This window comes from Rhodocytophaga rosea, from assembly GCF_010119975.1.
In the GTDB taxonomy this organism is placed as follows: domain Bacteria; phylum Bacteroidota; class Bacteroidia; order Cytophagales; family 172606-1; genus Rhodocytophaga; species Rhodocytophaga rosea.
In genome coordinates, this window is sequence record NZ_CP048222.1 from 1,708,977 (window position 1) to 1,735,811 (window position 26,835).

18 protein-coding genes and 1 pseudogene are annotated in these 26,835 nt (G+C 42.2%); 9 read left to right on the forward strand and 10 right to left on the reverse strand.

The window, feature by feature from the left end:
* Positions 1-108: 108 nt before the first annotated feature.
* The 5 genes from GXP67_RS07155 to GXP67_RS07170 form a co-directional block, all read right to left on the reverse strand.
* Positions 109-1,440: an FAD-dependent oxidoreductase gene (locus GXP67_RS07155; RefSeq protein WP_162442502.1), complete on the reverse strand. Its 1,332-nt coding sequence runs from the start codon at positions 1,438-1,440 to the stop codon at positions 109-111.
* Positions 1,437-1,862: a kynureninase/PvdN C-terminal domain-containing protein gene (locus GXP67_RS38015; RefSeq protein WP_317170118.1), complete on the reverse strand. Its 426-nt coding sequence runs from the start codon at positions 1,860-1,862 to the stop codon at positions 1,437-1,439. Before GXP67_RS38015 ends, GXP67_RS07155 begins: the two co-directional genes overlap by 4 nt.
* The gene (gene kynU / locus GXP67_RS07160) at positions 1,862-2,710 is read right to left on the reverse strand and encodes a kynureninase (RefSeq protein ID WP_317170119.1); all 849 of its coding nucleotides are present in this window, start codon (positions 2,708-2,710) and stop codon (positions 1,862-1,864) included. Before kynU ends, GXP67_RS38015 begins: the two co-directional genes overlap by 1 nt.
* 297 nt (positions 2,711-3,007) lie before the next feature.
* Positions 3,008-3,667 carry an OmpA family protein gene (locus tag GXP67_RS07165; RefSeq protein ID WP_162442503.1) on the reverse strand — a complete coding sequence of 220 codons (660 nt, stop codon included), beginning with the start codon at positions 3,665-3,667 and terminating at the stop codon, positions 3,008-3,010.
* Positions 3,668-3,704: 37 nt separating this feature from the next.
* Positions 3,705-4,229, reverse strand: coding sequence for a hypothetical protein (locus tag GXP67_RS07170; RefSeq protein WP_162442504.1), 525 nt, complete (start codon positions 4,227-4,229; stop codon positions 3,705-3,707).
* A 260-nt stretch (positions 4,230-4,489) separates the two neighbouring features.
* Here GXP67_RS07170 and GXP67_RS07175 point away from each other — a divergent pair, with 260 nt between their 5' ends.
* The 8 genes and pseudogenes from GXP67_RS07175 (at position 4,490) to GXP67_RS07205 (ending at position 18,801) form a co-directional block, all read left to right on the forward strand.
* The gene (locus tag GXP67_RS07175; protein ID WP_162442505.1) at positions 4,490-4,825 is read left to right on the forward strand and encodes a PadR family transcriptional regulator; all 336 of its coding nucleotides are present in this window, start codon (positions 4,490-4,492) and stop codon (positions 4,823-4,825) included.
* Positions 4,822-7,434, forward strand: a complete 2,613-nt coding sequence (locus GXP67_RS07180) for an ABC transporter permease (RefSeq protein WP_232065013.1) — start codon at positions 4,822-4,824, stop codon at positions 7,432-7,434. The genes GXP67_RS07175 and GXP67_RS07180 overlap by 4 nt, the downstream gene beginning before the upstream one ends.
* Positions 7,435-7,490: 56 nt before the next feature.
* A pseudogene (locus tag GXP67_RS38205) lies at positions 7,491-7,619 on the forward strand (permease prefix domain 2-containing transporter); the annotation flags it as partial.
* Between the two features lie 129 nt (positions 7,620-7,748).
* On the forward strand, positions 7,749-10,151 hold the full coding sequence (locus GXP67_RS07185; protein WP_162442506.1) for an ABC transporter permease: 2,403 nt from the start codon (positions 7,749-7,751) through the stop codon (positions 10,149-10,151).
* Positions 10,152-10,214: 63 nt separating this feature from the next.
* Entirely contained in the window at positions 10,215-12,866 is a 2,652-nt protein-coding gene (locus GXP67_RS07190; RefSeq protein WP_232065015.1) for an ABC transporter permease, read from the forward strand.
* 41 nt (positions 12,867-12,907) lie between these two features.
* Positions 12,908-15,550, forward strand: a complete 2,643-nt coding sequence (locus GXP67_RS07195) for an ABC transporter permease (RefSeq protein ID WP_232065016.1) — start codon at positions 12,908-12,910, stop codon at positions 15,548-15,550.
* A gap of 29 nt (positions 15,551-15,579) precedes the next feature.
* Positions 15,580-18,234, forward strand: coding sequence for an ABC transporter permease (locus GXP67_RS07200; protein WP_162442507.1), 2,655 nt, complete (start codon positions 15,580-15,582; stop codon positions 18,232-18,234).
* Positions 18,235-18,333: 99 nt separating this feature from the next.
* A complete protein-coding gene (locus GXP67_RS07205) occupies positions 18,334-18,801 on the forward strand; it encodes a hypothetical protein (RefSeq protein WP_162442508.1) in 468 nt (155 codons plus the stop codon).
* Positions 18,802-18,938: 137 nt separating this feature from the next.
* On the opposite strand, the gene GXP67_RS07210 is transcribed toward GXP67_RS07205, so the two are convergent.
* The 4 genes from GXP67_RS07210 to GXP67_RS07225 are packed head-to-tail and all read right to left on the reverse strand — an operon-like array spanning position 18,939 to position 24,896.
* Positions 18,939-21,131: a hypothetical protein gene (locus GXP67_RS07210; protein ID WP_162442509.1), complete on the reverse strand. Its 2,193-nt coding sequence runs from the start codon at positions 21,129-21,131 to the stop codon at positions 18,939-18,941.
* Entirely contained in the window at positions 21,128-21,754 is a 627-nt protein-coding gene (locus tag GXP67_RS07215; RefSeq protein ID WP_162442510.1) for a DUF4230 domain-containing protein, read from the reverse strand. Before GXP67_RS07215 ends, GXP67_RS07210 begins: the two co-directional genes overlap by 4 nt.
* The gene (locus tag GXP67_RS07220) at positions 21,754-24,084 is read right to left on the reverse strand and encodes an N-acetylmuramidase domain-containing protein (protein WP_162442511.1); all 2,331 of its coding nucleotides are present in this window, start codon (positions 24,082-24,084) and stop codon (positions 21,754-21,756) included. The genes GXP67_RS07215 and GXP67_RS07220 overlap by 1 nt, the downstream gene beginning before the upstream one ends.
* On the reverse strand, positions 24,081-24,896 hold the full coding sequence (locus GXP67_RS07225) for a DUF5675 family protein (protein ID WP_162442512.1): 816 nt from the start codon (positions 24,894-24,896) through the stop codon (positions 24,081-24,083). The genes GXP67_RS07220 and GXP67_RS07225 overlap by 4 nt, the downstream gene beginning before the upstream one ends.
* Positions 24,897-25,186: 290 nt before the next feature.
* Between GXP67_RS07225 and GXP67_RS07230 the strand changes: the two genes are divergently transcribed.
* Entirely contained in the window at positions 25,187-25,924 is a 738-nt protein-coding gene (locus GXP67_RS07230) for an MBL fold metallo-hydrolase (protein ID WP_162442513.1), read from the forward strand.
* 62 nt (positions 25,925-25,986) lie between these two features.
* On the opposite strand, the gene GXP67_RS07235 is transcribed toward GXP67_RS07230, so the two are convergent.
* A complete protein-coding gene (locus GXP67_RS07235) occupies positions 25,987-26,511 on the reverse strand; it encodes a cupin domain-containing protein (RefSeq protein WP_162442514.1) in 525 nt (174 codons plus the stop codon).
* Positions 26,512-26,835: the final 324 nt, after the last annotated feature.

Sequence of the window (26,835 nt, forward strand, 5' to 3'; positions counted from 1 at the left end):
GGCAAAAAAACGCTAACAAAAACCAGCTTCTAAGCGCCCAATAGAGAGCCTTTATCGAATAATTAAAAAAATCTGTGATGTTCCTTTGTAGTAAATCCCTGCACAAGATTACTCCTGCAACAGCTTTTTATAATCTAACTCCTGCCAGGTGGATTCAATATCTGGAATGTTCATAATTCGTTGCATCACTTGTTCCTGCTTTTTTCCGGCGGCTAATGCATCTGCATAAGGAATGTGGCTAAAGGCAATCATCGTATACAAGGGTGTCCATAGGTCAGGGTGTTTCTGGTGAATGTGGGCTTCGATCTTTTTGCGGAGCAGGAATTTCGGGTCAGCGACCAGATCCCGCATTTCCACAAAATTCTGCAAAGCCAGATCTGCTATGGCCTGGGCATGTGGAAAACGGTTCTTCTGATAGGTTTCAAACAGGGTTTGCCAGTCATCTCCATATTTGTCCATCAGCTCTTCCATCACCACACAATCCTCAAAGCCCGCATTCATGCCCTGGCCATAGAACGGAACAATGGCATGGGCAGCATCACCAATCAACGCCACTTTATTCTGGTATGTCCATGGATAGCAACGAATGGTAACTAGAGAAGAAGTAGGATTCTGCATATATTCATCGGCTATGTCAGGCATCAGTGGCAGAATATCCGGGAAGGTTTTCTCAAAAAAAGCAATTACATCGGCTTTGGTCTGAATAGACTGAAATGAGGGCTCTCCTTCATAAGGAAAAAACAAGGTACAGGTAAAACTTCCATCTGGATTAGGCAGGGCAATCAGCATAAAATTACCTCTCGGCCAGATGTGTAAGGCATGTTTATCAATGGCCCAGTCTCCATTGGCCGCAGCCGGAATGGTGAGTTCCTTATAGCCGTGTTCAATAAAATATTGCTGATAATTAAATCGGTTGGTGCGTTGCATGGCACTGCGTATGGCTGAAAAAGCTCCATCCGAGCCAATCAAAATATCTGATTCAATGACCCTGGATTCGCCTGTTTGTACATGAGTAAGGTGAATAGCAGGTTTATCGAGTTCTACCTGCATACATTTTTGTTCAAACAACAGCGATACATTTCCTTCCTGTTCGGCAATATTCATCAGCTTTTCATTCAGCAGGCTGCGGGAAACAGAGAATATAGATTGTCCTTCTTTGCCATACGGCTGAAACGTAAGTTTGCCTTGTTCGCTGTGCATCATGCGGCCATACATAGGAATAGCGATCTGCTTTACCTCTTCCATCATGCCAATGCGGTCTAAAGCCCGCCAGCCTCTTTCGCTCATGGCTAAATTAATGGTGCGTCCGTCTTCCCACTTTACTTTACGCAGGTCAGGGCGTTTTTCTATTAATTGCACTTTGTGTCCGCGCCTGCCCAGCATCACGGATAATAAAGAGCCTACCAGGCCTGCACCCAGAACAGTTATGTTTTTTTTCATGCCAGTCCCTCCACCTGTCTGGCCAGTAACTGGCTGAAAGTAAATACTTCTTCAAAAGTATTGTACAAAGGAGCTGGAGCTACCCGGATCACATCAGGCTCCCGCCAGTCGGCGACCACACCGGATTGTGTAAGGCTATTAAATAATTTTCTACCCTCCTGCTTGATCAGTAAGGATAATTGCGCTCCTCTCTCCTGTGGATGGAATGGTGTTATAATTTGAATCATGCGCTCAATATCCGGATTTTCTTTCAATAAAAACTCAAGATAACCGGTCAATTTACGGCTTTTGGCTACAATAGCTTCCATCCCTGCCTCATCGAAAATATCTATAGCCGCTTTATGGACAGCCATCAGCAGAATGGGAGCATTTGCCAGTTGCCATCCATCGGCTCCGGGAATGGGTTTAAAGCCTTTTTTCATTAGAAAACGCTCTTGTTCATTATGTCCCACCAGCCGGCAAAACGGGGTAAATTGGCACTATAGGCATGGTTTGAATGAATAAAGGCACCCGCCACCCCACCCGGACTGGAGTTCAGATATTTATAGGTACACCAGACTGCAAAATCTACCTGCCAGTCGTGCAACTGTAGTAATACATTTCCGGCTGCATGCGCCAGGTCAAACCCTGCATAAGCACCTGCCTGATGTGCCGCCTGGGTGATGGCCTGCATGTCAAATACCTGTCCGGTATAATAATTCAACCCTCCCATCATCACCAGCGCCAGTTCTCCGGCATGGGTTTGAATGGTTTGCAGAATATCCTCTGTACGTAAGTTGCACTCACCTTCTCTGGGTTGCAATTCAATAATAGCCTCTTCCGGTTTATATCCATGAAATTTCACCTGCGATTCCAGGGCATACTGATCGGAAGGAAATGCACCTTTTTCAGTAATGATTTTAAACCGTTTCCCTTCTGGCTGGTAAAAGGATACCAGCATCAAATGCAGATTTACCGTCAGGTTATTCATCACCACCACTTCTTCCGGCAAGGCTCCTACCAGCCTGGAAACCGGACCTTTGAATTGTTTGTGGTAATGTAACCAGGGAGTTTCTCCCATAAAGTGGCCTTCTACAGCCAGTTGTTGCCAGCGGAGCAGTTCTTTGTCTATGCTTTCTCTCACCGAAATGGGTTGTAAGCCCAGGGAATTTCCACAGAAATAGATTGCTTCTTTGCCTTCATGCCGGGGAATGTGGAATTTATGTCTATATTCTTTTAATGGGTCTTTCTGGTCTAAATTCCGGGCAAAAGAAAGATTGTTTTCAAACATAATAGATGGGTTGGGTTAACAAGGTAATACTTACGCTTGTTAAAATAGGTTTAGGATTAGTTAAGTTTTATTGAGGCGACTATCAAGTACATAGGCCGTCTTTACTTTTATTTTGCTTGCCCAAAATAAAAGTAACAAAACAAAAGGGCAGCACCAACAAAGCCTGTTTTACGCCAGATAAAATCATCGCTCAAACCTCCGGCCTACACACAAAGCCAAAAAAGTCCGCGCTATTGCTGCACCACCAGCCGCACTCTTTCTACCTTTATTCTTATATAATTTTTTATAGCATATCTTTTAGGGCTTTCCTTTATCCAAAGTGCCAATTTTGGGAATGACCTGGATGAGGAAGCGTTTGTTTCTGGCTTCGGAGGTACCAGTATAGCGGCCTGCGCCGAAAAAACCGCTTCCGGCAATAATTACTTCAAAAGTATTCCGGTCGAAGGTGACACCATTGTTTTCCCAGAATTTGTATAAAGCCAGCGCCCGTTCATAACTCAGCCGGTAAGTAAAATCCCGTTCGCTTTCACTCTGATTTTTCCATAAATCGCGCTCATTGGTGTACCTGGCTGCCATTCCTTCTATTACTACCATGTATTTCACCTGCTGGTCGGTGCGGATATTTTTAATGGTATTAGTAAGGGTTTTTCCGGCTTGCTGTAATTTGTCGTAATAGGCCGGTGCAATCTCTGACTTCCCGGATTTAAAGGCAATATCAATGTTAAGTTCATGGCGTTTGTTGAGAGAATCAAAGCGAAAATATTCTCCTTCCAAGGCACTTAAAGCGGCTTCAATTTCCTGTATTTTCTGATACTGGCTGGCCAATACTTCCAGCTCGCCTTGCCTGTCCTGAAACAATTTATAGCTCAGGATAAACAGCGCCAGCATCACAATGAACAGAGCTGTCATCAGGTCGGCATAACTGGTCCAGAAAAGGTTGGTGCTGTTGGTTTTCATTCTATTAAACTATGAACAATTTTCTGTGAGCCATATACTATTTCTTCTTCATCTTCTCAATCGTTTCATCTGTCAGGTACGCAAAGGCAAACTTCCAGTGCTCATCAATTTTCCTGAACTCTAAAGCACCGAGCCTGGCAAAGTCTTCAGTGGGGCGTAAAGAATCGGATTTAGCTGTGGTGCGCACCAGATCAAGTTCTGTTTCTTCACCTTCCGAATTTAAACCTGTTGGCTGGCTAAACAGCAAAGGATACAGCCGCAGAAAATCTGCTTGTTCATAGCGAACTACCGGATCATCGTCAGATTCGCCTCTGGTTTCAAAGGGAAAATGGGTGAGTCGCAAAATAGTTGCGGTATCTTGCTCCATTACGGCTCTCCGGAACGCAGGCCAGAACAGGGAAAAACGCAGCGTTGTTAATCTTTTCACAATAATGGTGTCCTTACTACTTTTTCTGTCCGGATTATCAACTTTTACCTGGGCATTTGTATTGTCCTGCCGTTTGCCGGACTCACAACAGCAAAGCAGACTGGCGAGGGTGATTGCTAACAAAAGATATTTCATGGAGATAAATGCTTGCATGGAAATGTCACGAAAGTAAGAAATATAGCGCTTATCTTTCTACAACGGACCAAATACAAATTGATTATCTTCCTCCTGCCTTCTCCTTTACCTACTATTAAAAACGTACAACTACTGTCCGATTCCGGACACTTATTATCAGAGCCATTTCTGCAAAAACAGCCTATTCTGGCATTCTGCGCTATATTTTTCCATTGGCAAACCATTTGTTAAGCAAATATGAAGATAATCGATACCCACCTATGAGTAGAGCGTATTTAGGAGAATTTGAAGAACTCGTCCTGCTGACGGTAGCCCATATGAACGGAGAGTCTTATGGAGCATCTATTACCCTTGACATTAAAGAGCGCACCGGCCGTACCGTGATTTTGAGTGCGGTGCATGTAGCTTTGTACCGGCTGGAAGAAAAAGGGCTGGTAAAATCGGAAGTGGGTGGAGCTACCCAGGAAAGAGGCGGCCGCAGAAAAAGGCTATTTTCCATTACCCCCTATGGCATAAACACCTTATCGGAAATCCGGCAGGTACGCGAAGAAATGTGGCAATTGATTCCTAAACCTCTCCGTCCGTCGGTGTTATGAAATACAATAATCAACCACCCGTCTGGATAGACCACTATCTGCGATGGCGTTTACCAGCGGAGCAGTTTGAAGAAGTGCAGGGCGATATGCATGAATTGTATGCGCTCTGGGTAAAAGAAGAGGGGAAACGAAAAGCCAACCGGAAGTATCTGCTCAATGCCCTTACGTTTCTGAGGCCTTTGCCCAAACCAAAATTTCATTTTCATCAACCTAACTATACCTATTCCCAGGCAACCCCATTCGATATGATACGCAATTATTTCACCATTGCTTTCTGGGCGATGCTGAGGCATAAAGCCTTTTCTTTCCTCAATATTATGGGCCTGGCCATTGGCATGGCTTGCAGTATTCTGATTTTACTCTGGGTAACCGATGAATTAAGTTACGACCGTTTCCATGCAAAAGCATCCCAATTATACCGTATTACGGTAGATGCCGGAGATGTGAAAGCGGCTGTAACCATGGTGCCGATGGCGGCTGTTATACAAGCGCAAATTCCGGAAGTAAAAAGTGCCGTGAGATTAAGTAAGTATTATACACATTTACTGGAAGTTAGTGAACGCAAATTTGAGGAACAACGCCTGCTTTATGCCGATTCCAACTTTCTTTCTGTCTTTACTTTTCCGCTGGTAGAAGGCGATGCCAAAACAGCCCTGAGCCGTCCGGATGGAATTTTACTCACCCAGAAAATGGCTGAAAAATATTTTGGCACCGAACCAGCATTAGGCAAAATGATCCGGAAAGACAATGAAGAACAAGTAAGGGTAATGGGTGTACTGGCTGATATTCCTGCTAATTCCCACCTGCAATTCGACTTTCTGATGCCGATGTCTTATCTGGCCCGTAGCGATGAAAGATTAAAAAATAACCAATGGGGTTCATTTAATCATTATACCTATCTGGAACTGCATGAAAATGTCAGTACGGATGCCGCTTCGCTGCAGAAACTCAATACAGGCATTACCAACATTCATAAGGCAAATGCGAAGATCAAGGCGGAGTACTACCTGCAACCCATCACCAACATTCATTTACATTCTAATTTTCTGGCTGACCTGCCTGGGCATGGCAATATCCAGTATGTACAGATACTCACGGTAGTGGCCATTTTTATTCTGCTGGTGGCTTCGATCAACTTTATGAACCTGGCTACAGCCCGTTCGGCCAGAAGAGCTAAAGAAGTAGGTTTACGCAAAGTAGTAGGCGCCAAACGTGAACACCTGATTATGCAGTTTATGGGAGAATCACTGATGATTGCAGGTATTTCACTTGTACTGGCCATGGTATTTGTTGCGCTGTTACTTCCCACGTTTAATGACTTATCTGGCAAACAACTTTCCCTGCATTTTTTAGACTGGCAATTATGGCTGGGTGTAGGTGCGATTGCCCTCATCACAGGTTTGGTATCAGGGAGTTATCCGGCTTTGTTCTTATCTGCTTTTCAGCCGGTAAAAGTCTTGAAAGGGACACTTGCCGGAACGCATGCCAGTACTTTTCTGCGGAATGGATTGGTGGTAGCCCAGTTTGTTGTGTCGATTGTATTACTGGTGGGTACAGCCGTAGTGTATAACCAGCTCCAATTCATCCAGCACCGGAACATGGGGTATGATAAGGAAAACCTGCTATACATGCAGATGCGGGGCAATTTGTATAACCAATATCAGGCTTTACGCACCGAACTCACACAAAACCCGCTCACCATTAATTTTACCGCAACCCAGGACTTACCTGCTGACCTGCATACTGGCACCACCGATATACAATGGGAAGGCAAAGACCCGAATTTGCAGGTAATATTTCCCAGCATGGCCGTAGATGAAAACTTTATAGAGGTGATGGGTATGAAAATATTAGCCGGACGGAGTTTCTTCAAAGACTCAAAAGCAGACAAAGATAATTTCATTGTCAATGAGAAAGCACTGCAGGTAATGGGCATGAATCTGGCAACAGCAGTAGGAAAGCCATTTTCCTTTGGGGGCACAAAAGGGACAATTATAGGCGTTGTAAAAGATTTTAATTTCAAGCCTATCCAGCAAGCCATTGAACCGCTGGTTTTGCAGCTTAACAACTGGGGAGGATATATAGTAATACGCACCAAACCTGGCCAGACAGAAGCCACCATTCAAGCCCTGGAGAAAATCAGTAGCCAGCTTAATCCTGGTTATCCCTTTTCCTACAATTTTCTCGATCAGGATCTGGCCAATCTCTATCAGGCTGAAACCAGAATGGGGCATTTGTTTACAGTATTTGCTGCCCTTGCCATTATTATTTCCTGCCTGGGTTTGTATGGCTTGTCTGCTTTTGTAGCCGAGCGGCGCACCAAAGAAATAAGTGTACGAAAAGTATTGGGTGCTTCTGCACCCCAACTGGTTAGCCTGCTTTCCACCGATTTTCTCAAACTGGTACTCATTGCTTTTGTGATCGCAACACCGCTTGCCTGGGTTGCTATGCACCAATGGCTGGAAGGGTTTGCTTATCACATTGATCTTTCCTGGTGGATGTTTGCTCTGGCTGGAATAGCTGCACTATCAATTGCATTACTGACAGTGAGTTACCAGGCGATTAAATCAGCTTTAGCCAATCCGGTAAAATCTCTGCGAAATGAATAGTCTGGAACCTGGATTTTTGGAATTGGAAGATTAACAGGATTTAATAAACCGTCTCTATGAGCCAGAAGAAAAAATTAGTTCAGCCGCCCAAATTGATAGACCGCTTTCTGCGATGGCGATTGCCGGAAGAGCAGTTTGAGGAAGTGCAGGGCGATATGCATGAAATGTATTTCCAATGGGTGAAAGAGAGGAGTGAGAGGAAAGCAAACTGGCTGTATTTGCTCAATGCGCTTACTTTTCTGAGGCTTTTGCCTAGAAGTAAAAGTGTTTTGCAACCCAAATTCAATCATTATTCCAAAGCAAACCTCTTCCATATGCTCCAAAATTATTTTATCACTTCCTGGCGAACACTTTTAAAAAATAGGTTTGCAACTTTAATAAATATTTCCGGATTGATTATAGGGTTTAGCGGCACTCTTCTCATGGGTATGTTTATATTAGATGAGCTGAAATATGACCAGCATTTTAGATACAAGGATAGAATGTATAGGCTAACTTCAACCTATGAAAAACAAGGCACTATTCATCAATCCGCTCAAACAACTGGCAATATTGCCTCTTTAATACAGCAATTTCCTGAGATTGAAAGCACTACCAGACTATTGCCTACTGATGAAGTATTTTTATTTTCAAATGAAACTGCTTTCAAGGAAAATATCATTTATACTGATTCATCTTTTATAAAAGTTTTTGATCTCAACCTGCTATTAGGCAACAAGAATAAATGCCTAACAAACTCCTCCTCAATATTGATAAGCAAAACTATTGCTTTAAAATTATTTGGCGATAAGTGGCAAGAAAAATCAATTCTTGGTGAAACATTATTGATCGATGGCCACCTGCCTATGATTATTACAGGCGTGTTCTCCAATCTTCCCGAACATTCACACTTTGCATCTAATTTGTTTGCCTCAGTTCCTTCAGGATTCGGAAATTGGATGCAGGATAAAAGTAAGGTTTATACGTATGTCTTGCTTAGTGAGCATACCCATGCGGTTGATTTTGAAAAAAAACTCAAATCAGAATCAGCCAGATTGAACCTAAACCAGGAAGATGAAAAGAAACAAATTATACCACAATCTATTACCCAGATACATCTGTTTTCAGGATTAGCAGATGAAAACGCCAAGCTCGGTAACATAAAAAATATTTATGTTTTGCTAGTGATCACTTTTTTACTGATCATAATTACTACTTCAAATTTTTTAAATCTTTATACAGCTATCTCCTTTAACCGGTTGAAAGAAGTAGGAGTAAGAAAAGTAATTGGCGCATTAAATATCCAGGTAGGTTTTCAGTTTTCATTAGAAGCTTTAATGATTACAATAATTGCCTTGGGAATTGCCCTACTAACAGTGATCTGTTTTCTATCAACATTTAATGAATTAACTGATAAAAAGCTGTCCGTTGAGAGTATTTTAAGTTCAAACTTACTTTTTTTTATTGGTGGGCTTACATTACTCATTTCTATAGCGGCTGGTCTTTTTCCGTTAGCTTATTTGTCCAAAACCAGCACACTAAACGCATTAAAAGGTCATAAAAATAAAAACACAAGGGTCATTAGTCTGGGAAAAGGATTAATTGTATTTCAATTTTCTGTTTCAGCAATCATGATTATGCTAAGTATTGTTGCCTTCAAACAGGTGAGTCTGATAAACAACAAATTATTAGGCTTCGATAAAGAAAATACGATTGCTTTGTCGAATCCGTATATGCTTGGATCAACCGAAAATATTCTCAGTCTAAAGAATAAGCTTTTAAAAGTTCCAGGTATCGATCAGATTTCAATTACAGGTTACAGTCCCTCTCAAAACAGATGGGGAAATCTAAAGATTACTATCCCTAACAGAAACCAGCATAGTAATTATACACAACCTGCAACCTGGCTTACGGTTGATGAAGGTTTTCTAAATACAATTGGCCTTACTTTGGTTGCAGGCAGAAACTTTCTGGAAAATCACACGCATGATAAGGAAGCTATAATAATCAATGAGAAAGCGGTAAGCCAATTTAAATTAAATGCAAATGGGAGAAACCCTATAGGAACAGAACTATCTTATATAGATGAAAGCAAAGCCTATTATCAAAATTATACCGTAGTAGGTGTTGTTAAGGATTTTAATTTTACTTCTCTGCATGGCCCGGTTCAGCCTATTGTTATGAGGTTAGGATACCACCGGTTTGAAATGATATTGAGATTGTCTGCAAATTCTTCGAAAAAAGAAATTTTAAGCCAGATAGAGACAATCTGGAAAAGCAATGCGCCTCTTATACCATTTGAGTATTCCTACATCAAAGACAGATTTGAGCGTTTACACAAATCTGATATAAGTGCAAGTAAAATATTCGCAATTTTTTCACTTGTGACTGTATGTATAGCTGCCTTTGGATTATTCAGTATTGTTAGCCTTACTATTACCAAGCGTACGCAAGAGATTGGAATCCGGAAGTTGTTTGGCGCATCAGTGGTTTCAATTATAAATCTTTTAACACAGGATTTTTTAAAACTTATTTTGCTATCCTTTATAGTCGCCACACCTATTGCCTGGTATGCCATGCAAGCATGGCTGGCGGATTTTGCTTATAGTATTGATATAGAATGGTGGATTTTTCTGACAACTGGTTTGCTAATCTTTGTTATCACCCTAGTAACGGTAAGTTTCCAAACAATTAAAGCCGCTTTAGCCAATCCGGTGAAATCACTCCGTAGTGAGTAGAATAGCCCGGGAGCAGATGTATCCCGATGATCAAGATTATTAGGATTTTACAAACAACCATCTATGAGCCAGAATAAAAGAATGCCGCAGCCGCCCCAGTGGATAGACCGATTTCTGCGCTGGCGTTTGCCAGAGGAGCAGTTTGAAGAAGTGCAGGGCGATATGCATGAACTGTATGCGCTTTGGGTGAAGGAAGAAGGTACAAGAAAAGCCAACCGGAAGTATCTGCTCAATGCCTTAACATTTGTAAGACCCTTACCTAAGCGAAAAATAAATAATTACTCCACTCCTAGATATTATTCCCAAACAAACTTTCTGGATATGCTATTCAACTACTTCTTAATTGCCTTCCGCAACCTTACCAGGCAAAAGGCATTTTCTCTCATCAACATTTTTGGGCTGTCTGTCAGTATGTCGGTGGGGCTGCTCATTATTACTATGATTTCGGATACGTTCTCTCTGGACGATTTTCACCAGAAGAAAGACCGCATTTATAGAGTAATCACCACAGACCAGTTCGGAGGACAACCAGAGATGCATCTGGCCTCTTCTTCAGTAAAAGCCGGAAAGCAGATCGAGGAAACGGTTGCAGGGGTAGAATCAATAGCCCTGCTCCGCCGGGGGTTTGGCGGAGATGCGCTTATAAAAGATACCAGAATTCCCCTTTCCGGATTATGGGCCAGTGAATCGTTTTTTCAGGTATTTACTTTTCCGTTGCTGCAAGGTGATTCAGCCACAGCGCTAAAAGAGCCTTATTCTCTGGTTTTGACCGAAAAAACGGCTAAAAAACTATTCGGACAGGCGGATGTTTTGGGTAAACAAATACAGTTTGATACCCTTACCTATGTAGTAACCGGCGTGATGAAAGACGTTCCCAAACTTTCTCATATCCAGTTTGAAATGCTGGTTTCTTTTGCTAGCGCCGAACTCCAGAAACCTGATACCGGTGACGGAGATTTTTTTGCCTGGGAAAATATTTTCATGAATTATGCCTATGTGTTACTGTACCAGAATAGAAATCCGGAAGCCGTTCAGTCTAACCTTGACCAGCTGAGCGCCACCCAGAATGCTTCTTATATTAACCGGAAAATCACCTTGTCGCTGCAACCCCTGGAGAAAATATCCACTGGAGAAAGACTGGTAAACCCGATTGGCCCCACCTTTTTTAATAATGCCGCCAGATGGGTACTGGCAGGTCTGGCATTTATTGTGATTCTGTCTGCCTGTTTCAACTATACCAATCTTTCCATTGCCCGGGCATTCCGGCGTTCTAAAGAAGTAGGCATCCGCAAAATGATCGGTGCAGTAAAAAGCCAGGTACTATTTCAATTTATTACAGAGGCGATTGTGATTTCATTACTTGCCCTGGTTTTTTCTTTTCTGCTGTTTCTGCTGCTGCGTACCCAGTTTCTTTCGCTTACAACCCAGGCAGCTGATCTTTTCAAACTGGAACTTTCGGCTATGCTTATCGGGTGCTTTGCAGGGATGGCTATCCTGGTGGGAATTATTGCCGGAATATTGCCTGCCTTGTTTTTCTCCAGGATCAATGCCATTCAGGTATTGAAGAACACATGCCTGAAGTTATTTTACCATGTTGCTATGCGGAAAGTATTGATCGTCGTACAGTATACCTTTTCGCTCATTTTTATCACCACTACCATTATTGGCTACAACCAGTACCGGTCATTTCTGGCGTACGATCTAGGGTTTTCCACCGAAAATATTCTCAATATCCGGCTTCAGGGAAATTCCAGCGAACTGCTGAAAAATGAACTGGCTCAATTGCCAGTTGTACAGGATGTATCTACCTCGTTAATCATCAGCAGTCTGGGCAATCTGTACGGGGGTTCTATAAAATACAAAGATCCGGCAGATTCAGCGAACGCCTGGATGAATTATGTAGATGAACACTATCTGCCGCTTCACCAGCATACATTTCTGGCCGGAAGGAATTTTAATACGAAAGCCAATGCCCTAACGGAAAGTGAGGTAATTGTAAATGGGCAGGTATTGAACCGGTTTGATGTTGGAAAACGTGATCCTGGGAAAGCCCTGGGTGAAGTGTTGAATGTGGAGGGTAAAAAACTGACGATCGTAGGGGTAGTAAAAGATTTTCATTATGGAACGCTTGAAAAAAATATAGAACCCACCATTCTCCGGTATTCTAGTGAACCGGGAGGTTATCTGAATGTAAAAATCAATTCAACCGATTTGCCGGCCGCCATGGCCAGTATCCAGGCAGCCTGGGGCAACATTGACAGGATACATCCGCTGGAAGCTACCTTCTATGATGAGCAAATTGAACAAGCCTATAAGCAGTTTTCAGTCATGATAAAAATTATTGGCTTTCTGGCATTCCTGGCTATAAGTATTGCTTCCGTAGGCTTATTCGGAATGGTGGTGTACAGCACTGAAACCAGGCTGAAAGAAATGGGTATCCGCAAAGTATTGGGAGCCAGCGAAAGTACACTTATCTATCTGCTGAGCAAAGGGTTTTTAGTGTTGCTTCTGGTGGCTGCCCTGATTGCGCTGCCGGTAACTTATCTGTTTTTCAACTTTGTGGTATTGCGTGAATTTGTTTATCACCAGCCTATCGGCATAGGTGAATTATTGTCTGGGGTGGGAGTAGTTATGCTCCTGGCCATAATTATGATTGGATCACAAACCTTAAAAGCTGCCCGGAATAATCCGGTAAATGTATTGCGGAACGAGTAATTCGTCTGGAACCAGGATTTAAAGGATTTTAAGATGTAAGCATGGACCAAGTTAACAAGAGACTCCGGCCACCCCGTTATATAGACCGCTTTCTACAGTGGCGGTTACCGGAAGATCAATTTGAAGAAGTACAGGGAGATCTGCAGGAACTCTATACTTATTGGGTACAAGAAAAGGGAAATTCAAAAGCCAATAGGTTATATCTGCTCCATGCGCTGACATTTTTACGGCCTTTGCCCAAACCAAAAGCTTCCTTTCATTCAGATATTCGCACCTATTCTCAAGCAAACCTCTTTGATATGATACGCAATTATTTCACGATTGCCCTCCGCAATATAGTTCGCCATAAGGTTTATTCTTTTATCAATATAAGTGGTCTGGCCGTAGGAATGGCTGTAGCTATGTTGATTGGCTTATGGATCTACGATGAATTTGCTTTCAATACGTACCATACAAATCAGGATCGCATTGTAAAAGTAATGCAAAACCTTTCTAATAACGGAGAGGTGCAAACTCTGGAAAGCGTGCCTTATCCATTGGCTGAGGAACTCAGAAATAAGTATGGAGGTGATTTTAAGCATGTAGTTCTGGCAATGAGCGATGTAATGAATGTATTGACTTACGAGGACAATACGTTCACAAAGCAAGGGACTTATTTTGAGCCTCAGGTGCTTGATCTGTTGAGTGTAAAATTATTAAAAGGGAATGCAAAGAGTCTGGATGAGCCCTCTTCCATAATTCTTTCTGCTTCGCTTGCGAAAAGCCTTTTTAAGCATACAGAGCCACTCAATAAAATCATACAACTCGATGATACCATTGCTGTAAAAGTTACAGGCGTTTACGAAGACTTTCCTTCTAATTCCAGTTTCCAGGAAGTGGCTTTTATAGCTCCCTGGCAACTATACTATAACCTGCATCCATGGATTAAAGAACTGGCTAATCCCTGGCGGGTGAATGCTTTTGAAATTTATGCACAGGTGAATGAGAATGCCGAAATTGATAAAGTTTCGCTTAAAATAAAAGATGCCCGGTTACATCGTGTCAATAAAATACTCGCCAAAAGTAAGCCGGCTTTGTTTCTCCACCCCATGGACAAATGGTACCTGCAAGAGCAATTCAAAGATGGGATCAATGCAGGCGGGAGAATAGAATATGTTTATTTATTTGGCCTGATTGGTTGTTTTGTACTCTTGCTGGCGTGTATCAACTTTATGAATCTTTCTACCGCCCGCAGTGAAAAAAGAGCCAAAGAAGTAGGCATTAGAAAAGCCATCGGATCACTCCGGATGCAGTTAATTGTACAGTTCTACAGCGAATCTTTTATCATGGTGAGCTTTGCCTGTATGCTTTCTTTTCTTTTGCTCTGGCTTACCCTGCCGTGGTTTAATCAGATAGCCGGTAAAGAAATAACCCTTTTATGGTCGGAACCTCTGTTCTGGCTGTTGGCGCTTGGTTTTAGCTTGTTTACGGGTTTTGCAGCAGGCACCTATCCGGCCTTGTATCTTTCCTCTTTCCGGCCTGAGCAAGTATTGAAAGGAAGTTTTCGTACAGCCGCCTATTCTTCTTTGCCCCGGAAAATATTGGTAGTAGTTCAGTTTGCTGTTTCTATGATCATGATTAATGCGACCATAGGGATTTATCAGCAGATACAATTTGCCAGGAACCGCCCTATTGGCTATGATACCAATGGGCTAGTAGCTATTCTACAAACCACCAGTGAAGTGCATCAGCATTTTGAGGTAGTAAAAAATAAATTACTTCAAAGTGGTGCTGTTCTACAGGTTTGTGAAACCAGCAGTCCGACTACCCAGATCTGGTCTACCAGCAACAGCGTTGACTGGCCCGGAAAAGACCCCGATCTGGCTGCCGACTTTGCCAACATAGGTATTTCATATGAGTATGGCGCTACCATTGGATGGCAATTACTGGCAGGACGGGATTTTGCAAAAAACTTTAAAACCGATTTTAAAGCACTGATTCTAAACGAAAGGGCTGTACGGTTTATGGGATTAAAAGACCCTGTCGGACAAACACTGATCTGGCATAAAGAACCTTATCAGATAGTGGGCGTGGTAAAAGATGTGATCAGCCAATCGCCCTATAAAAAGGTAAAACCTACTTTTTATCACTTATTACAGGAGGACGCCAGTTATGTACTGGCAAAAATACATCCTCAAATTACTGCTCAAGAGGCATTGCAAAAAATGGAATATATCTTTAAAACGTATAATCCGAGCCAGCCATTCGACTACGAGTTTGTAGATGAAGCGTTTGCTAAGAAATTTAAAAATGAGGAACGTATAGGTCAACTTTCTATCCTGTTCACTTTTCTGGCCATTTTTATCTCTTGTCTGGGCGTTTTTGGATTAGCCTCTTTCCTTTGTGAGCAACGGAGCAAAGAAATGGGTGTAAGAAAAATATTAGGGGCAAATACCTTTCATCTGTGGAATTTATTATCCAGAGACTTTATAAATTTAGTCCTCATAGCCTTTCTGATCGCTACTCCGCTTGCCTATTATTTTATATATAGCTGGTTAGAGAATTTTGAGTACCGGACAGCCATCGCCTGGTGGATTTTTGGTGTGGCTGGTACAGGTATATTAGGCATTACCCTCTTAACGATGAGCTATCAAACCATCAAAACAGCGCTTATCAATCCGGTAAAATTCTTACGAAACGAATAAGTAACTACTCTTCTAATTAGAGACGCCTTATGCCACCACCGAAACCCAACATTCCCCCTTTCTGGCTAGACCGCTTTCTGCGGTGGCGCTTGCCGGAAGACCAATTTGAAGAAGTGCAGGGCGATCTGCAGGAACTCTATAATTATTGGGTACAAGAACAGGGAAAGTCAAAAGCCAATAGGTTGTATCTGCTCCATGCGCTGACATTTTTACGGCCTTTGCCCAAACCAAAAGCTTCCTTTCATTCAGATATTCGCACCTATTCTCAAGCAAACCCCTTTGATATGATACGCAATTATCTCACGATTGCCCTCCGCAATATGGTCAGGCAACACATTCACTCCTTCATTAACATTACAGGACTGGCAGCCGGTATGGCCGTAGCCATCCTGATCGGCTTATGGATTTACGATGAACTATCGTTTAATACAAACCACCAGAATTATGACAGCATTGTAAAAGTATACCGGAAAGAGACCTGGCGGGGCGAAACACAAGCAAACACAGCGCATGTAACCGGACTGGGAACCGTGCTTAAAAACGAATATGGTGATCTTTTCAAACAGGTAGTAATGGTACGGGCTGGCATCGAAGACCGGGTAGTGGCTTCTGGAGATAATAAGTTTACCCAAAGCGGCTATTTCATGCAGCCGGAAGGGGCCGACATGCTGACGCTACAAATGGTGTACGGAACCAGGCAAGGTCTTACAAATAAGAAGTCTATTCTGCTCTCGGAAACGCTTTCCAAAAAGCTATTTGGTGATACAAATCCAGTGAATCAAATCATAAAAATGGATGCCAAATGGGATTTGCTGGTTACTGGGGTATACAAAGATCTGCCTAAAAATTCTGAATTCAGAGAGGCCACCTACTTTGCTCCCCTGGATTTATATCTGGATGGCTGGGCAACTATACATGAATGGGAGAATTACCACATGTATATTTATGCGCAATTACAGCCGGAAGCCGATTATAAGCAGGTATCAGCCATTATAAAAGATGCAATGTTACCCCATGTAGATGAGGAAAGAGTAGCGTCTAAGCCGGAAGTTTTTCTATTGCCTATGAGCCAGTGGCACTTATATTCCAAATTTGAAAATGGCCAGAATGTAACCAGCGAAGCATTAACATTTGTCCGCTTGTATGGCATTATCGGGATGTTTGTATTGCTGCTGGCCTGCATCAACTTCATGAATCTGAGCACCGCCCGTTCTTCCACCCGTGCAAAAGAGGTAGGTATCCGTAAAACCATTGGCTCTATGCGCAGCCAGCTGGTGGAGCAATTTTTGAGTGAATCAATCCTGGTTGCTTTTCTGGCTTTTATTTTATCGGTATTGCTGGTATTTCTTGCCTTACACTGGTTTAATGAAGTAGCTGATAAGGAAATGCGTATCCTTTGGAACAATCCTATTTTCTGGCTGGCAGCCATAAGTTTCACCTGCCTTACAGGAATACTGGCAGGAAGTTATCCAGCTTTATATTTATCTTCCTTCCATCCTATCAAAGTCTTGAAAGGAACACTCCGGGCTGGCCGATATGCAGCTATTCCACGCAAAGTGCTGGTTACGTTCCAGTTTAGTGTTTACATTACCTTAATCATAGGTACTATTATTGTATATCAGCAAATTCAGTATGCCAAAAACCGGCCGGTAGGCTATACCCGCGAAGGCTTGGTTTCATTGCGTCCGCAATCTCCCGAATACCAAGGCAAGTACCAGGTATTACGGGATGAACTCAAAAAAACCGGCGTGATAGAAGAAGCGGCTCAGGCCAATTATCCGGTTACTAATACCTATGGGTGGAATGGAGGATTTGAATGGAAAGGAAAAGACCCGAGAATGGATCCTGATCCTTCTTTTAACACCATCAGCGTAACTTATGAATATGGTAAAACTGTTGGCTGGCAATTTATAGCCGGAAGGGATTTTTCCAGAGAATACGCTACCGATAAAAATGCAGTTGTTCTTAATGAATCAGCGGCAAAAATATTAGGCTTAGAAAATCCGGTAGGAGAAGTGTTACGCTGGAACCCGAATTGGCGGGAGCCTGGTACTTATCAGATTGTAGGAGTTGTAAAAGATATGGTAAAAGGCTCGCCGTTTGAACCCACTGATCCATCTATTATATTTTTGTCGGAGGCGGACATGTCGTGGCTGTACATCCGGCTGAAACCCAATGTAAGCGCTTCTGAGGCTTTGCCGAAGATAGAAAAGGTATTTACCAGCCTGATTCCTTCTGCTCCCTTCGATTATAGTTTTGCTGATGAAGAATACAATGCCAAATTCCGGGCAGAAGAACGCATTGGTAAACTGGCATCAGTATTTGCCTTTCTAGCTATATTCATCTCTTGCTTAGGTTTATTCGGCCTGGCTTCTTTTGTAGCCGAGCAACGCACCAAAGAAATCGGCATCCGCAAAGTATTAGGCGCTACATTATTCGATTTGTGGCATTTGTTATCGAAAGAATTTGTGTGGCTGGTGATGTGCGCTTTAGTTATTGCAGCACCCATTGCCTGGTATTTCCTTTCCAGTTGGCTCGAAAATTATGCGTACCGCACCCAGATTTCAGGATGGATATTTGTTATGGCAGGTATCGCCGCTTTACTGATTACTTTATGTACCGTCAGTTTCCAGGCGATTAAAGCAGCCCTGATGAATCCGGTAAAGTCTTTACGAAATGAATAGTCTGGAACCGGGATGTATGGGATTTGAGGATTAGAAGGATTTGGGAAGCAGTCGATAGTACATTTTCGTTAGTGGCCATAGTAGGATATGAATTTGTTAATGAAAAAAGTTATTCTCTCTATCATCTTAGTTTGCATAAGTGTATTTAGTCTTCAACTTATAGGATATTATATTATTGGAAGAGAGCAATTTCCTGCTTTTGTTATAAAAAATGACCATAACTCATTTGCCAATAGTGGATATCCTAAAAAGGAAAGATTAGAAATAGTTGTTTGGCCTAATCTAAATCCATCACAAAAAAAGAAGATCAACAATATATTAGCAAGCCAATATAAAAATGTAGTATTTATTGATAAGAGAATAAAACCTAGTTTGGATACTATAAGTGAGGATAGATATTATAATTCCTTATTTTTAGTGTTTGAATCACATCCTCGTGTGTTTGCTAAAACAGGAGTCAAGGAAAATATTAGTTATGGTGATTATGTTGAAACTCATTTTTCTGAATACTACTGGTGTCTATTTAAATGGGTAAAGATTAGCCGAGAAATGAAATCACAATCTTGATTTATAAGAAAATTAAATAGCCACTAACCTCACATTCAGCCTTCAACCGTGCCGAGCAGCACATAGCTACAGTAAAAGGCAACAGTAGCGGGAATGTGTGATATATTAGCAAACTAATTTTAAGGAATATATCTGGCTTAATCAGCCGGCTGGCTTGGCCAGATATACTCTCTCATTTTCTGAAAGCGGCTGCGTACATTTTTCCGGTTGGAAAGCTTATTACGAACCCACTCACTCGCCCTGACAATAGAGCCTTTATTCAGATTCGTTTGGTTGGCTTCCTGCAGGTAAAGATAGTATGATAGTAATTCCTGCTTTTGCCTGGCCTGCAAAAGAATAGGCTTGCTCAATTGCGAAACAGGCAGACGGATAGAATCAGACGAAAGCAGAAAATACAGGCTTTCTAAGGCAATTACAGAAGTACTGTCGGAAACTTTAGCGAGTATTTGTGGATGCAGGAAAGATGCCGGAGGCAATAGCAAGCTTACCAGCCGCTGTTTTTGAGGCTCATACACCCATAATATCTTGTCAGCAGCAGCCAGCATTGTATCTTTGCGGGAGGAGACTTCAGTGTCTGAAAGCTTATTTACTTTAGTGTACCGATCAAATTCTTCCGGCTCATACCGGAAGGGATACAGCAATCCATAGAGATATTGACCGGCCTCTTTTTCATTTACCAGATAGCTGACCCGTACCGAATCGGCAAGAGCCCGGTGAGTGACAATGGTATAAGTTGCAAGGCTGTTCTCCCAGGTTTTAGCAGGCAATATCGTATCACGTATGCTGGCGGCAACGCTGCATTTTTCCATCAGGTAATCCAGGGCGGCATTGTATTCCATCAGAAATTGCAGGCTGTCCTGGTACCAGTAATGATAATTTGCCGGATGGATTGATGAAGTTGACGCATCTGATAGTTTGTCCCAGCGTACATTTTCTATTTCCAGCTGTTCATCTGCATCAATCACAGAATCCTGTGCGATCCGGAAAGCCATGGCAGCGTAATAGTTGAAAGGATAGTCGGTGTCTTCAAATGGAAATTTTCGTAGTTTTCCGAGCTGCGAACGAAGCATGTTTTCCTTTTGCCTGGCTATCTGCACATTGCCAGAGCGATTGGTTCTGGAAGTAGACAGAGAGTCTATTAAAAAAACTTCCCGGCTGACCAGGGAGTCGAGTAAAATGGCTTCTGAGGAATTAATATATTCATCCTGGGCAATCGCATTGGTGGCCCTGGTGAATTCATCGTTGTGAAAATGTATCTTCCGGATTTCTTTACCTGTCAGCAAAGAGAAAAAGCTGATTAATGTTTCTTCGCCCTGTTTCTGTGCCTGGGCAATAATTTGTGCCCGGTTGGCATACAGCACCAGTTTATCAATGCAGTATTGTTTTACTTTCTGCGCATCCTTAAAATTCACCTTCCCATTATAATCTATAATTTCAAAGCCTGGGATGGCTTTTTCGGGAATAAACCAGGGATTAATATCGGCATTCAGGATTTTGGGTTCAAAGCCAAAAAAGTGTATTTCACCTGATTCTTCATTCAGATAAAACGCATGTTCGTCCAGGCTGCCGAAATCAAAACCGGCTTTTACCCATCCCCTGCCGACCATGGCCAGTTTTTTCTTCTTTTCTACCCGGCTTAATTTCGATACCTGGTCCTCGTAGAAAAAGGTACTGAAGTCTTTGGTCAATTCAAAGCCATCGTTCAGGGAGGATTGAAAAGCGTCGGGGTTGAGTTTCTTATGATTTTCTGCCACTTCATTGTATAAAAGAAACAGAATTTCTTCTGCATGTCTTTCCTTAGGGTCCCAGTTTACCTTTCTATTCTTACCGGATTTTTCCCGCCAGAGGTACTCCAGTACTTTTTTAACCAGCGATTTATTGTCATCAAACGATTCATGGAATCTGAGTTTATCCAGTACATTGTTGCGGCTTACCTCCTGCCGGATGAGTTTACGCCATCCATCCACCTTCTCATTCATCGTTTTAAACTCTTCCACCCGCTCCGTCCTCGGCTGTTGCTGGTATTGATAGAGATTATACAAAGCATGCTTGATATCGGCATACACAATATTGGCTCCATCGTTGAGCGAATCTTCATAGATCAATTCCAGCCTGGACTCATCAATAGACGCAATCACTTCTCCATAATATTCTGCCGTTACCAGCTGGCCAATGCCTTGAATCTGGGTAACCATATTGGTAGTGGTTTCCAGTTTCAATCCGCCGCCAAATATGCCAAAGGGATTCCATAGGAAAAGCAATACCACGAGTGCGATGATAATCAAAGCATCCAGCATTAGTTTCCAGTGTTTAAGCAGCCAGGCGATCATTTCTTTTCTGTTTCGGTCACTAATTCCACTTTATCAATTTGCAGTTCATTGCTTTTGAAGGAGATAAACACTTCTTCATAACCCAGCGAGTGCAATAGCCGGGTGAGCAGGGTGCGGGTATGTTCCTGGGTGGTTTCTACAATCCCCATAAATTCCAGGTTATTGCGGATGTCGAGTTCTGCCTGCCGGAAAAATTCTTCCTGGTCTTCGATGTTAATGGTGTTCAGAAAAGCCCTGGTATCAGAAATTAAGGTATCTTCCACAAAACTGGAAGGCGGATACGAAAAGTTAATCACCTTTACCGCAGGCAATCGGAGCACAATACGCTTTTCTTTAATTTCAATGTCCTGCTCCCCAATTTCCCTTAGGTCAATGCCTGCTTTAATTTTAGCTTGTGAATAAGCGAGAAAACGGGCTTCGCTCAGTTTAATGAACCAGGAAAGCTTTTTTGTTTTGGTGCCATGTACAATCTTATCCACTGTAAATTCGGTGGTCGCCAGATCACTTGCCCGTTGAATTTTTCCTACCACCAGTCCTCGCTCATCCTTCTTACAGCCGCTCACCAGCAGTAGAAGCAGCACAAAGAGGAGTCGCCCCAAGCCATTGATTGTGTGCTTCTCCATCAGACTTTGGTTTTGTAGTAAATTTCTTTTATCGTATTGAACAGACACCTGGCTACCCTGGTTTGTCCCTGTGTACTGAGCAAAAACTGGGCATCCTGTTTATTATCGTAAAACAGGTTTTCGACCAGGAAAGCCGGACAATGGGTATTTTTCAATACATAGTAATTCTTCTCCTTGTCATCGTCGCCATCGGTCATATCCTGCCGGAATTTGAAACCCGGAAAATCATGCTTGTACCATTTGGCAGCCATACTGGCCAGTTCATCACTTTTGGTCTGGCCTACGCTGGTCCATACTTCAAAACCGGTAGCCGTGCCTCCATCGCCGGTAAGTGCTGTTGAACTACAATTACTGTGAATGGAAAGCAGGTAACTATTTTTATTAGCTGCATAGATTTGGTTGGCTTTGGTCACCCTGTCTTTTAGAGGCGTATCTTCCAGGGTGCTTACCGTTAAATTGTGATAGGGAATGCCAGCTTCCTGCAACAGGTCAATGAGAATCTGGCCGATTTTGCGGTTAATGTCGCCCTCAAAAATTTCAACCCCATCTGCAAACTTGTACTTTTTCCCGGTTTTTGGGTCTGTAGTATACCGCCCGTCTTTCATGCCGCCATGACCGGCATCAATAATAGGAATAAAACCGGTTGGGCTTATTTTATCCGTTTCAACAGTAATCGAAGTAATGCGGTGTTTCTGGTAAGCGGCCTTCAGTTTTACATCATACTTATTTTCCTTATAGCCGCTGCCATTATAACCATAGGCAAATGTTGCCCAGTCATAATTGGAATCATTTTGTCCCTGGATATATTCGATGAGCCGCTTGCCCTTTGCAGTCTTTACTTTAATAAACTCCAGAAAATCCAGAAAGTGGTAGTATTCGGATAAGCCCTGCTTTTCTTCAAAATCCTTATAATCTTTATAGAAATAGGTATTACCTGCTGCTACCTTGCTTTCATTAAGTCTAGATTTCAGGTTGTGTTCCAGGTTTTCGCCCAGCATCTGAAATAGCCCCCAGGAAGTAGCATAAATAGCCGCTTTTTCATCAATCTGACGGGCAGCTTCGAGGCGTTTGTATTCGTTGATTCCGCCCAGGTAATACTTGGAAGTCCAGGTTTTATAAATGATGTTGGGATGTTCTTCCTGCAGTGCCTGCGGATCTTTACCCTGTTTTTCCAGCCAGTACCAGAATTTATGTCCTTCAAACAAAATCTTGGGCTTGCCGTCGGGCAGGTGACCACGGCCGGAAGATTCTACTTCAATAATGGCCTTTACCACCGGATAGGTCAATTCAATTAGTTCCTCTTCCCGCAGCTTTGCCAGGGCTTCTTCGATTTTTTCATCGCTTAGTACTTTACTGTAGATATTATCTTTAATTTGCACAAAACTGCCAACTACTTCAGTTTCCTGTGGTTTTAGAGCGGCTGTAGAGAGCGATTTGCGCAGCTTGGTAAGCGGAGGTGGGCTTTTTTCATCTTCCATCTGGGCAAATTCCCTTTCATCTTCTACAAATTCCAGGTCATCTTCTTCCAGGTCATTGGTAACTTCCCTGCCAGGCGTTGCTCCCGGAGCCGCTTCTGCAGTACCTGGACGGGTCCACCGTTTCTGGAGATATTTGAGGGATTTATCACCAAAATAGAAAGCGATCATCATTAGAAAAGCCGTTTCAAAAAACTCAAATTGCTGCCGGATGACGGCAAGTTGATTGCTGGTAGAATACTCCGTTCCGAAACTGACAATCAGCAGGGAGAGCCCGCCAAAAAGTACTGTAAAGGCGATCATTCCCCGTACGGTGCCTGGTGGCAGGCCAAAGGTCTGGCTGCGGTAGGGATTTACTTCCGGTGCTTCCAGGTCTTTTTCGTTTACCGGAAAACCCATTTTTTCTTTTTCCCTGGCTTCAAAAATCTTTTCCCAGTCTTTATCCGTGAGTCCGTAGTTAATATTATAATGGTATACCGACCACATAAAATACCGCAGAAAAACAGCCACCCAGATCACCGAAACCACCAGCCCCAGGGCCTGAAAAAGATTACCATGTTCTAAGTACACAAACAAGGCACTAAGCAAACCAAGTACCGTGAGAACGGTTGTTAGCAATCCGGTACCGCCAAAGAAAAACCGGTGATAGGGATTTGCTCCCTGGGTTTTGCCAGCTATTTCAGCATTAATGTATTTGGTGATTACCCCGTATATCATTCCCAATGCGCCCACAATAACAAATCCGATAGAAAAACGAGGAAATAAATCACTTACCGAGATCAGGATGAGTAAAGCCACGGTAATAACGAGGATGGAAATGATATGTACCCAGAGGATTTTGGTGGAAGTTTTCATGAGGTGCTTAGTTTGCTGCGCTCAAACCAGTCTTCGTCCATAATACGGATGTGTACTTCTTCGCCGGATAAGAGGAGTGCATGAATGGTTTTATACAATCGTTCAAAGGCAATGCGGGAATGGGAAATCATTTTTGTGGTACTGGCTGCATTTACGCCATCTGCAATCAACAGGCAACCTTTGGTATCTTCATGGGTATTGCCCACATGCAGGTATACATGGGCAAATCCCGGAATATTCTGAATTTCCAGGTGATATTCAAACCAGGGCCATAGCTGTCGGTATTTTGTAGTCAAGGCTGTTAGCGATTGATTCAAAACAAGCGGATATATACCTGCCGGAATCCTGGTTTCTCCGGCTACTTTGTCTTTCCGCCTGGTATCTTCCAGGGTATAGGCAAAAAATTTCTTCCGCACGAAAAGCAAACCCAGTGTCGTTTGTCCGTCGTCCAGGTAGCGGAGTACCGTTAATGTGCTGTCTGACAAATAGTGACCTTGTGTATGTTCTGCCTTCAACTGATTTTCTACCTCAACAATCCGCTGTTGCAATTGAGCTGTTTTGATGGCTTCCTCAGAGGACACTACAACTGGTACTGCATCTGCTAAGACAATCTTCCCTGTATCTGTACTTTCTGTTGCCCGGCGAAACCGATCAGTAACTGCCCGAAAGCCTTTTTCAAAGAGTAATATTATGTAGCCAATAAAACCAATAATCCAGAGCCATACTTTTTCGAGCCACTCAGGATTTGTGAAGAAAAGGAGTATGGTGATGGCTAAAACCGCAATAAAAAATAAAGCGGCGGCATGCTTCATTGCACAGGCTATAATTCAGGCAAAAGATATAAATAATTAGTAAAGATGCAAGTAAAGCTTTGATAATGAATAACAAAGTCAAGTACAGCAGCTTTAACTTTAGTACTATAAATCTAATTTAGTTAACACGTATACCTGTTTTTATTTTAATGCAATTTATGTAGGTTGAATATGCTCATTGGGATGGTTTCGGAAGGAATGAATTCTGCTTTTTTCCATAACATCCGCCAACATTCAACTCAACTCATTATTACTTACACATAACTCATCTATTAGAAGTATATCAATTTATGAATGTACATGTGCTTGAACTGAAATTTAACTTTACCGGAAAAGAAGAAACCTTGTGTCCGGTTTTAATGGAACAGGGCGACGAACTTATATTAGTAGACTGTGGCTACGAAGGATTTATGCCACTTATTGAAGCCGCAGTTCACCAACATGGCTTTTCCCTGGAAAAACTAACCGGCCTTATTATTACGCACCATGATATGGACCACATGGGGGCAGCCTTTGAACTTAAAACCAAGTATCCTTCTGTTACAATATATTCTTCTGCGATAGAAGCGCCTTACATCAGCGGAAAACTAAAATCTGAACGGCTCCGGCAGGCAGAAAACCTGTATGACTCGCTTCCGGAAGACCAAAAACCAGGTGCACGCTATTTTCAGCAAATGCTCCAACAAATAAAGCCGGTTGAGGTAGACTATACGTTGACACCCATAGAAAATCCATCTTTTTTGAAGAGCGCACAGATTATTTTTACCCCAGGACATATGCCCGGACATATTTCTATTTATATCAAGGAATCGAAAATTCTGATTGCAGCTGATGCTCTGGTATATGAAAACGGAGAATTTGAAATTGCGAACCCACACTTTACGCTCGATTTAGCGGAGGCAGTCGCTTCCATCAAAAAATTGCAGGCATTGGATATTGATACCATTATCTGTTATCATGGAGGTACCGTTGAAAAAGACATCCAGGCTAAATTGAGCAGATTAATTTCAACATATGCACAGTATTAACTTTCTATTTTTTACTATAAGGATAAAGGCAGCAATCTTAAAAAATCACTTCAAGGCTGATCTCATTTCTGCTTATACAAGATACCAATAACCCCAAAAATAATCTTTTGTAAAAACAGGGGAATGGCCGTAAGCCTGAACTCCCGCTGAAAATCCGACAGAATAGACAGAGTTACTTTTAAACTGGGGCGGCCTTTTTTGTCTAATTTATTAGTATGTAAAGATTCATATAGGCGTGTAAACATAGCTTCTGAGCGCAAAGCCGGTCTGATCTCCCAGGAAAAATGTACTGGTTCTTCATGCGCATTATGCATTCCATGAGGTGTGCCGACCGGAATTACAAACACCTCTCCTGCCTGAAAATCCCTGACTTTCCCGTTAATCTTTGTCCGTAAAGTGCCTGACAGTACTTCAAAACGCTCTTCCTGAAAAGGATGATAGTGCTCGGGGGCAAATTCTTTGGTTTGTTTGTAAATCGCTTCCATTCCCAGTAAACTTCCCTTGGTTGATAAGGTATCTTTTACAATAATCAGCCTGTCTCCAGTGTGAGGGTTAATAAATGTTTTTTGTTGTTCGGCGGCTTGCATATTCTTTTTTCATACAAAGGAATTATAAAGCTACAGGTAAAACCTTGATTTCAATCAAGAAAATATCCATCAGCTTTTATATTCTTAGTTTGCTTTCATGTTCCCAGAATAGGATTCTGTATTACCTATGAAATATATAACTATTTCAAAATCAGCCTAACAGAATGAATTTAATCAAAAATAAACCTAAACAATATTTTCATGTAATTAATAAAATTATTACAAAATATTCTATCGAGATAAGTAAATAAGTTAAAATATGTTATATAATATACAAATAGAATAATATTTCGAAATAATCGAAATATTTAAATTAAAAATTCG

Excerpts from the sequence above, each read along its gene's own strand:
- GXP67_RS07180 (WP_232065013.1), top strand. The coding sequence starts at position 4,822 with ATGAAATACAATAATCAACCACCCGTCTGGATAGACCACTATCTGCGA.
- GXP67_RS07225 (WP_162442512.1), bottom strand. The coding sequence starts at position 24,896 with ATGAAGCATGCCGCCGCTTTATTTTTTATTGCGGTTTTAGCCATCACC.
- GXP67_RS07175 (WP_162442505.1), top strand. The coding sequence starts at position 4,490 with ATGAGTAGAGCGTATTTAGGAGAATTTGAAGAACTCGTCCTGCTGACG.
- GXP67_RS07170 (WP_162442504.1), bottom strand. The coding sequence starts at position 4,229 with ATGAAATATCTTTTGTTAGCAATCACCCTCGCCAGTCTGCTTTGCTGT.
- GXP67_RS07190 (WP_232065015.1), top strand. The coding sequence starts at position 10,215 with ATGAGCCAGAATAAAAGAATGCCGCAGCCGCCCCAGTGGATAGACCGA.
- GXP67_RS07165 (WP_162442503.1), bottom strand. The coding sequence starts at position 3,667 with ATGAAAACCAACAGCACCAACCTTTTCTGGACCAGTTATGCCGACCTG.
- kynU (WP_317170119.1), bottom strand. The coding sequence starts at position 2,710 with ATGTTTGAAAACAATCTTTCTTTTGCCCGGAATTTAGACCAGAAAGAC.
- GXP67_RS07220 (WP_162442511.1), bottom strand. The coding sequence starts at position 24,084 with ATGAAAACTTCCACCAAAATCCTCTGGGTACATATCATTTCCATCCTC.
- GXP67_RS07230 (WP_162442513.1), top strand. The coding sequence starts at position 25,187 with ATGAATGTACATGTGCTTGAACTGAAATTTAACTTTACCGGAAAAGAA.
- GXP67_RS07185 (WP_162442506.1), top strand. The coding sequence starts at position 7,749 with ATGCTCCAAAATTATTTTATCACTTCCTGGCGAACACTTTTAAAAAAT.
- GXP67_RS07215 (WP_162442510.1), bottom strand. The coding sequence starts at position 21,754 with ATGGAGAAGCACACAATCAATGGCTTGGGGCGACTCCTCTTTGTGCTG.
- GXP67_RS07200 (WP_162442507.1), top strand. The coding sequence starts at position 15,580 with ATGCCACCACCGAAACCCAACATTCCCCCTTTCTGGCTAGACCGCTTT.
- GXP67_RS38015 (WP_317170118.1), bottom strand. The coding sequence starts at position 1,862 with ATGAAAAAAGGCTTTAAACCCATTCCCGGAGCCGATGGATGGCAACTG.
- GXP67_RS07235 (WP_162442514.1), bottom strand. The coding sequence starts at position 26,511 with ATGCAAGCCGCCGAACAACAAAAAACATTTATTAACCCTCACACTGGA.
- GXP67_RS07195 (WP_232065016.1), top strand. The coding sequence starts at position 12,908 with ATGGACCAAGTTAACAAGAGACTCCGGCCACCCCGTTATATAGACCGC.
- GXP67_RS07155 (WP_162442502.1), bottom strand. The coding sequence starts at position 1,440 with ATGAAAAAAAACATAACTGTTCTGGGTGCAGGCCTGGTAGGCTCTTTA.
- GXP67_RS07210 (WP_162442509.1), bottom strand. The coding sequence starts at position 21,131 with ATGATCGCCTGGCTGCTTAAACACTGGAAACTAATGCTGGATGCTTTG.
- GXP67_RS07205 (WP_162442508.1), top strand. The coding sequence starts at position 18,334 with ATGAAAAAAGTTATTCTCTCTATCATCTTAGTTTGCATAAGTGTATTT.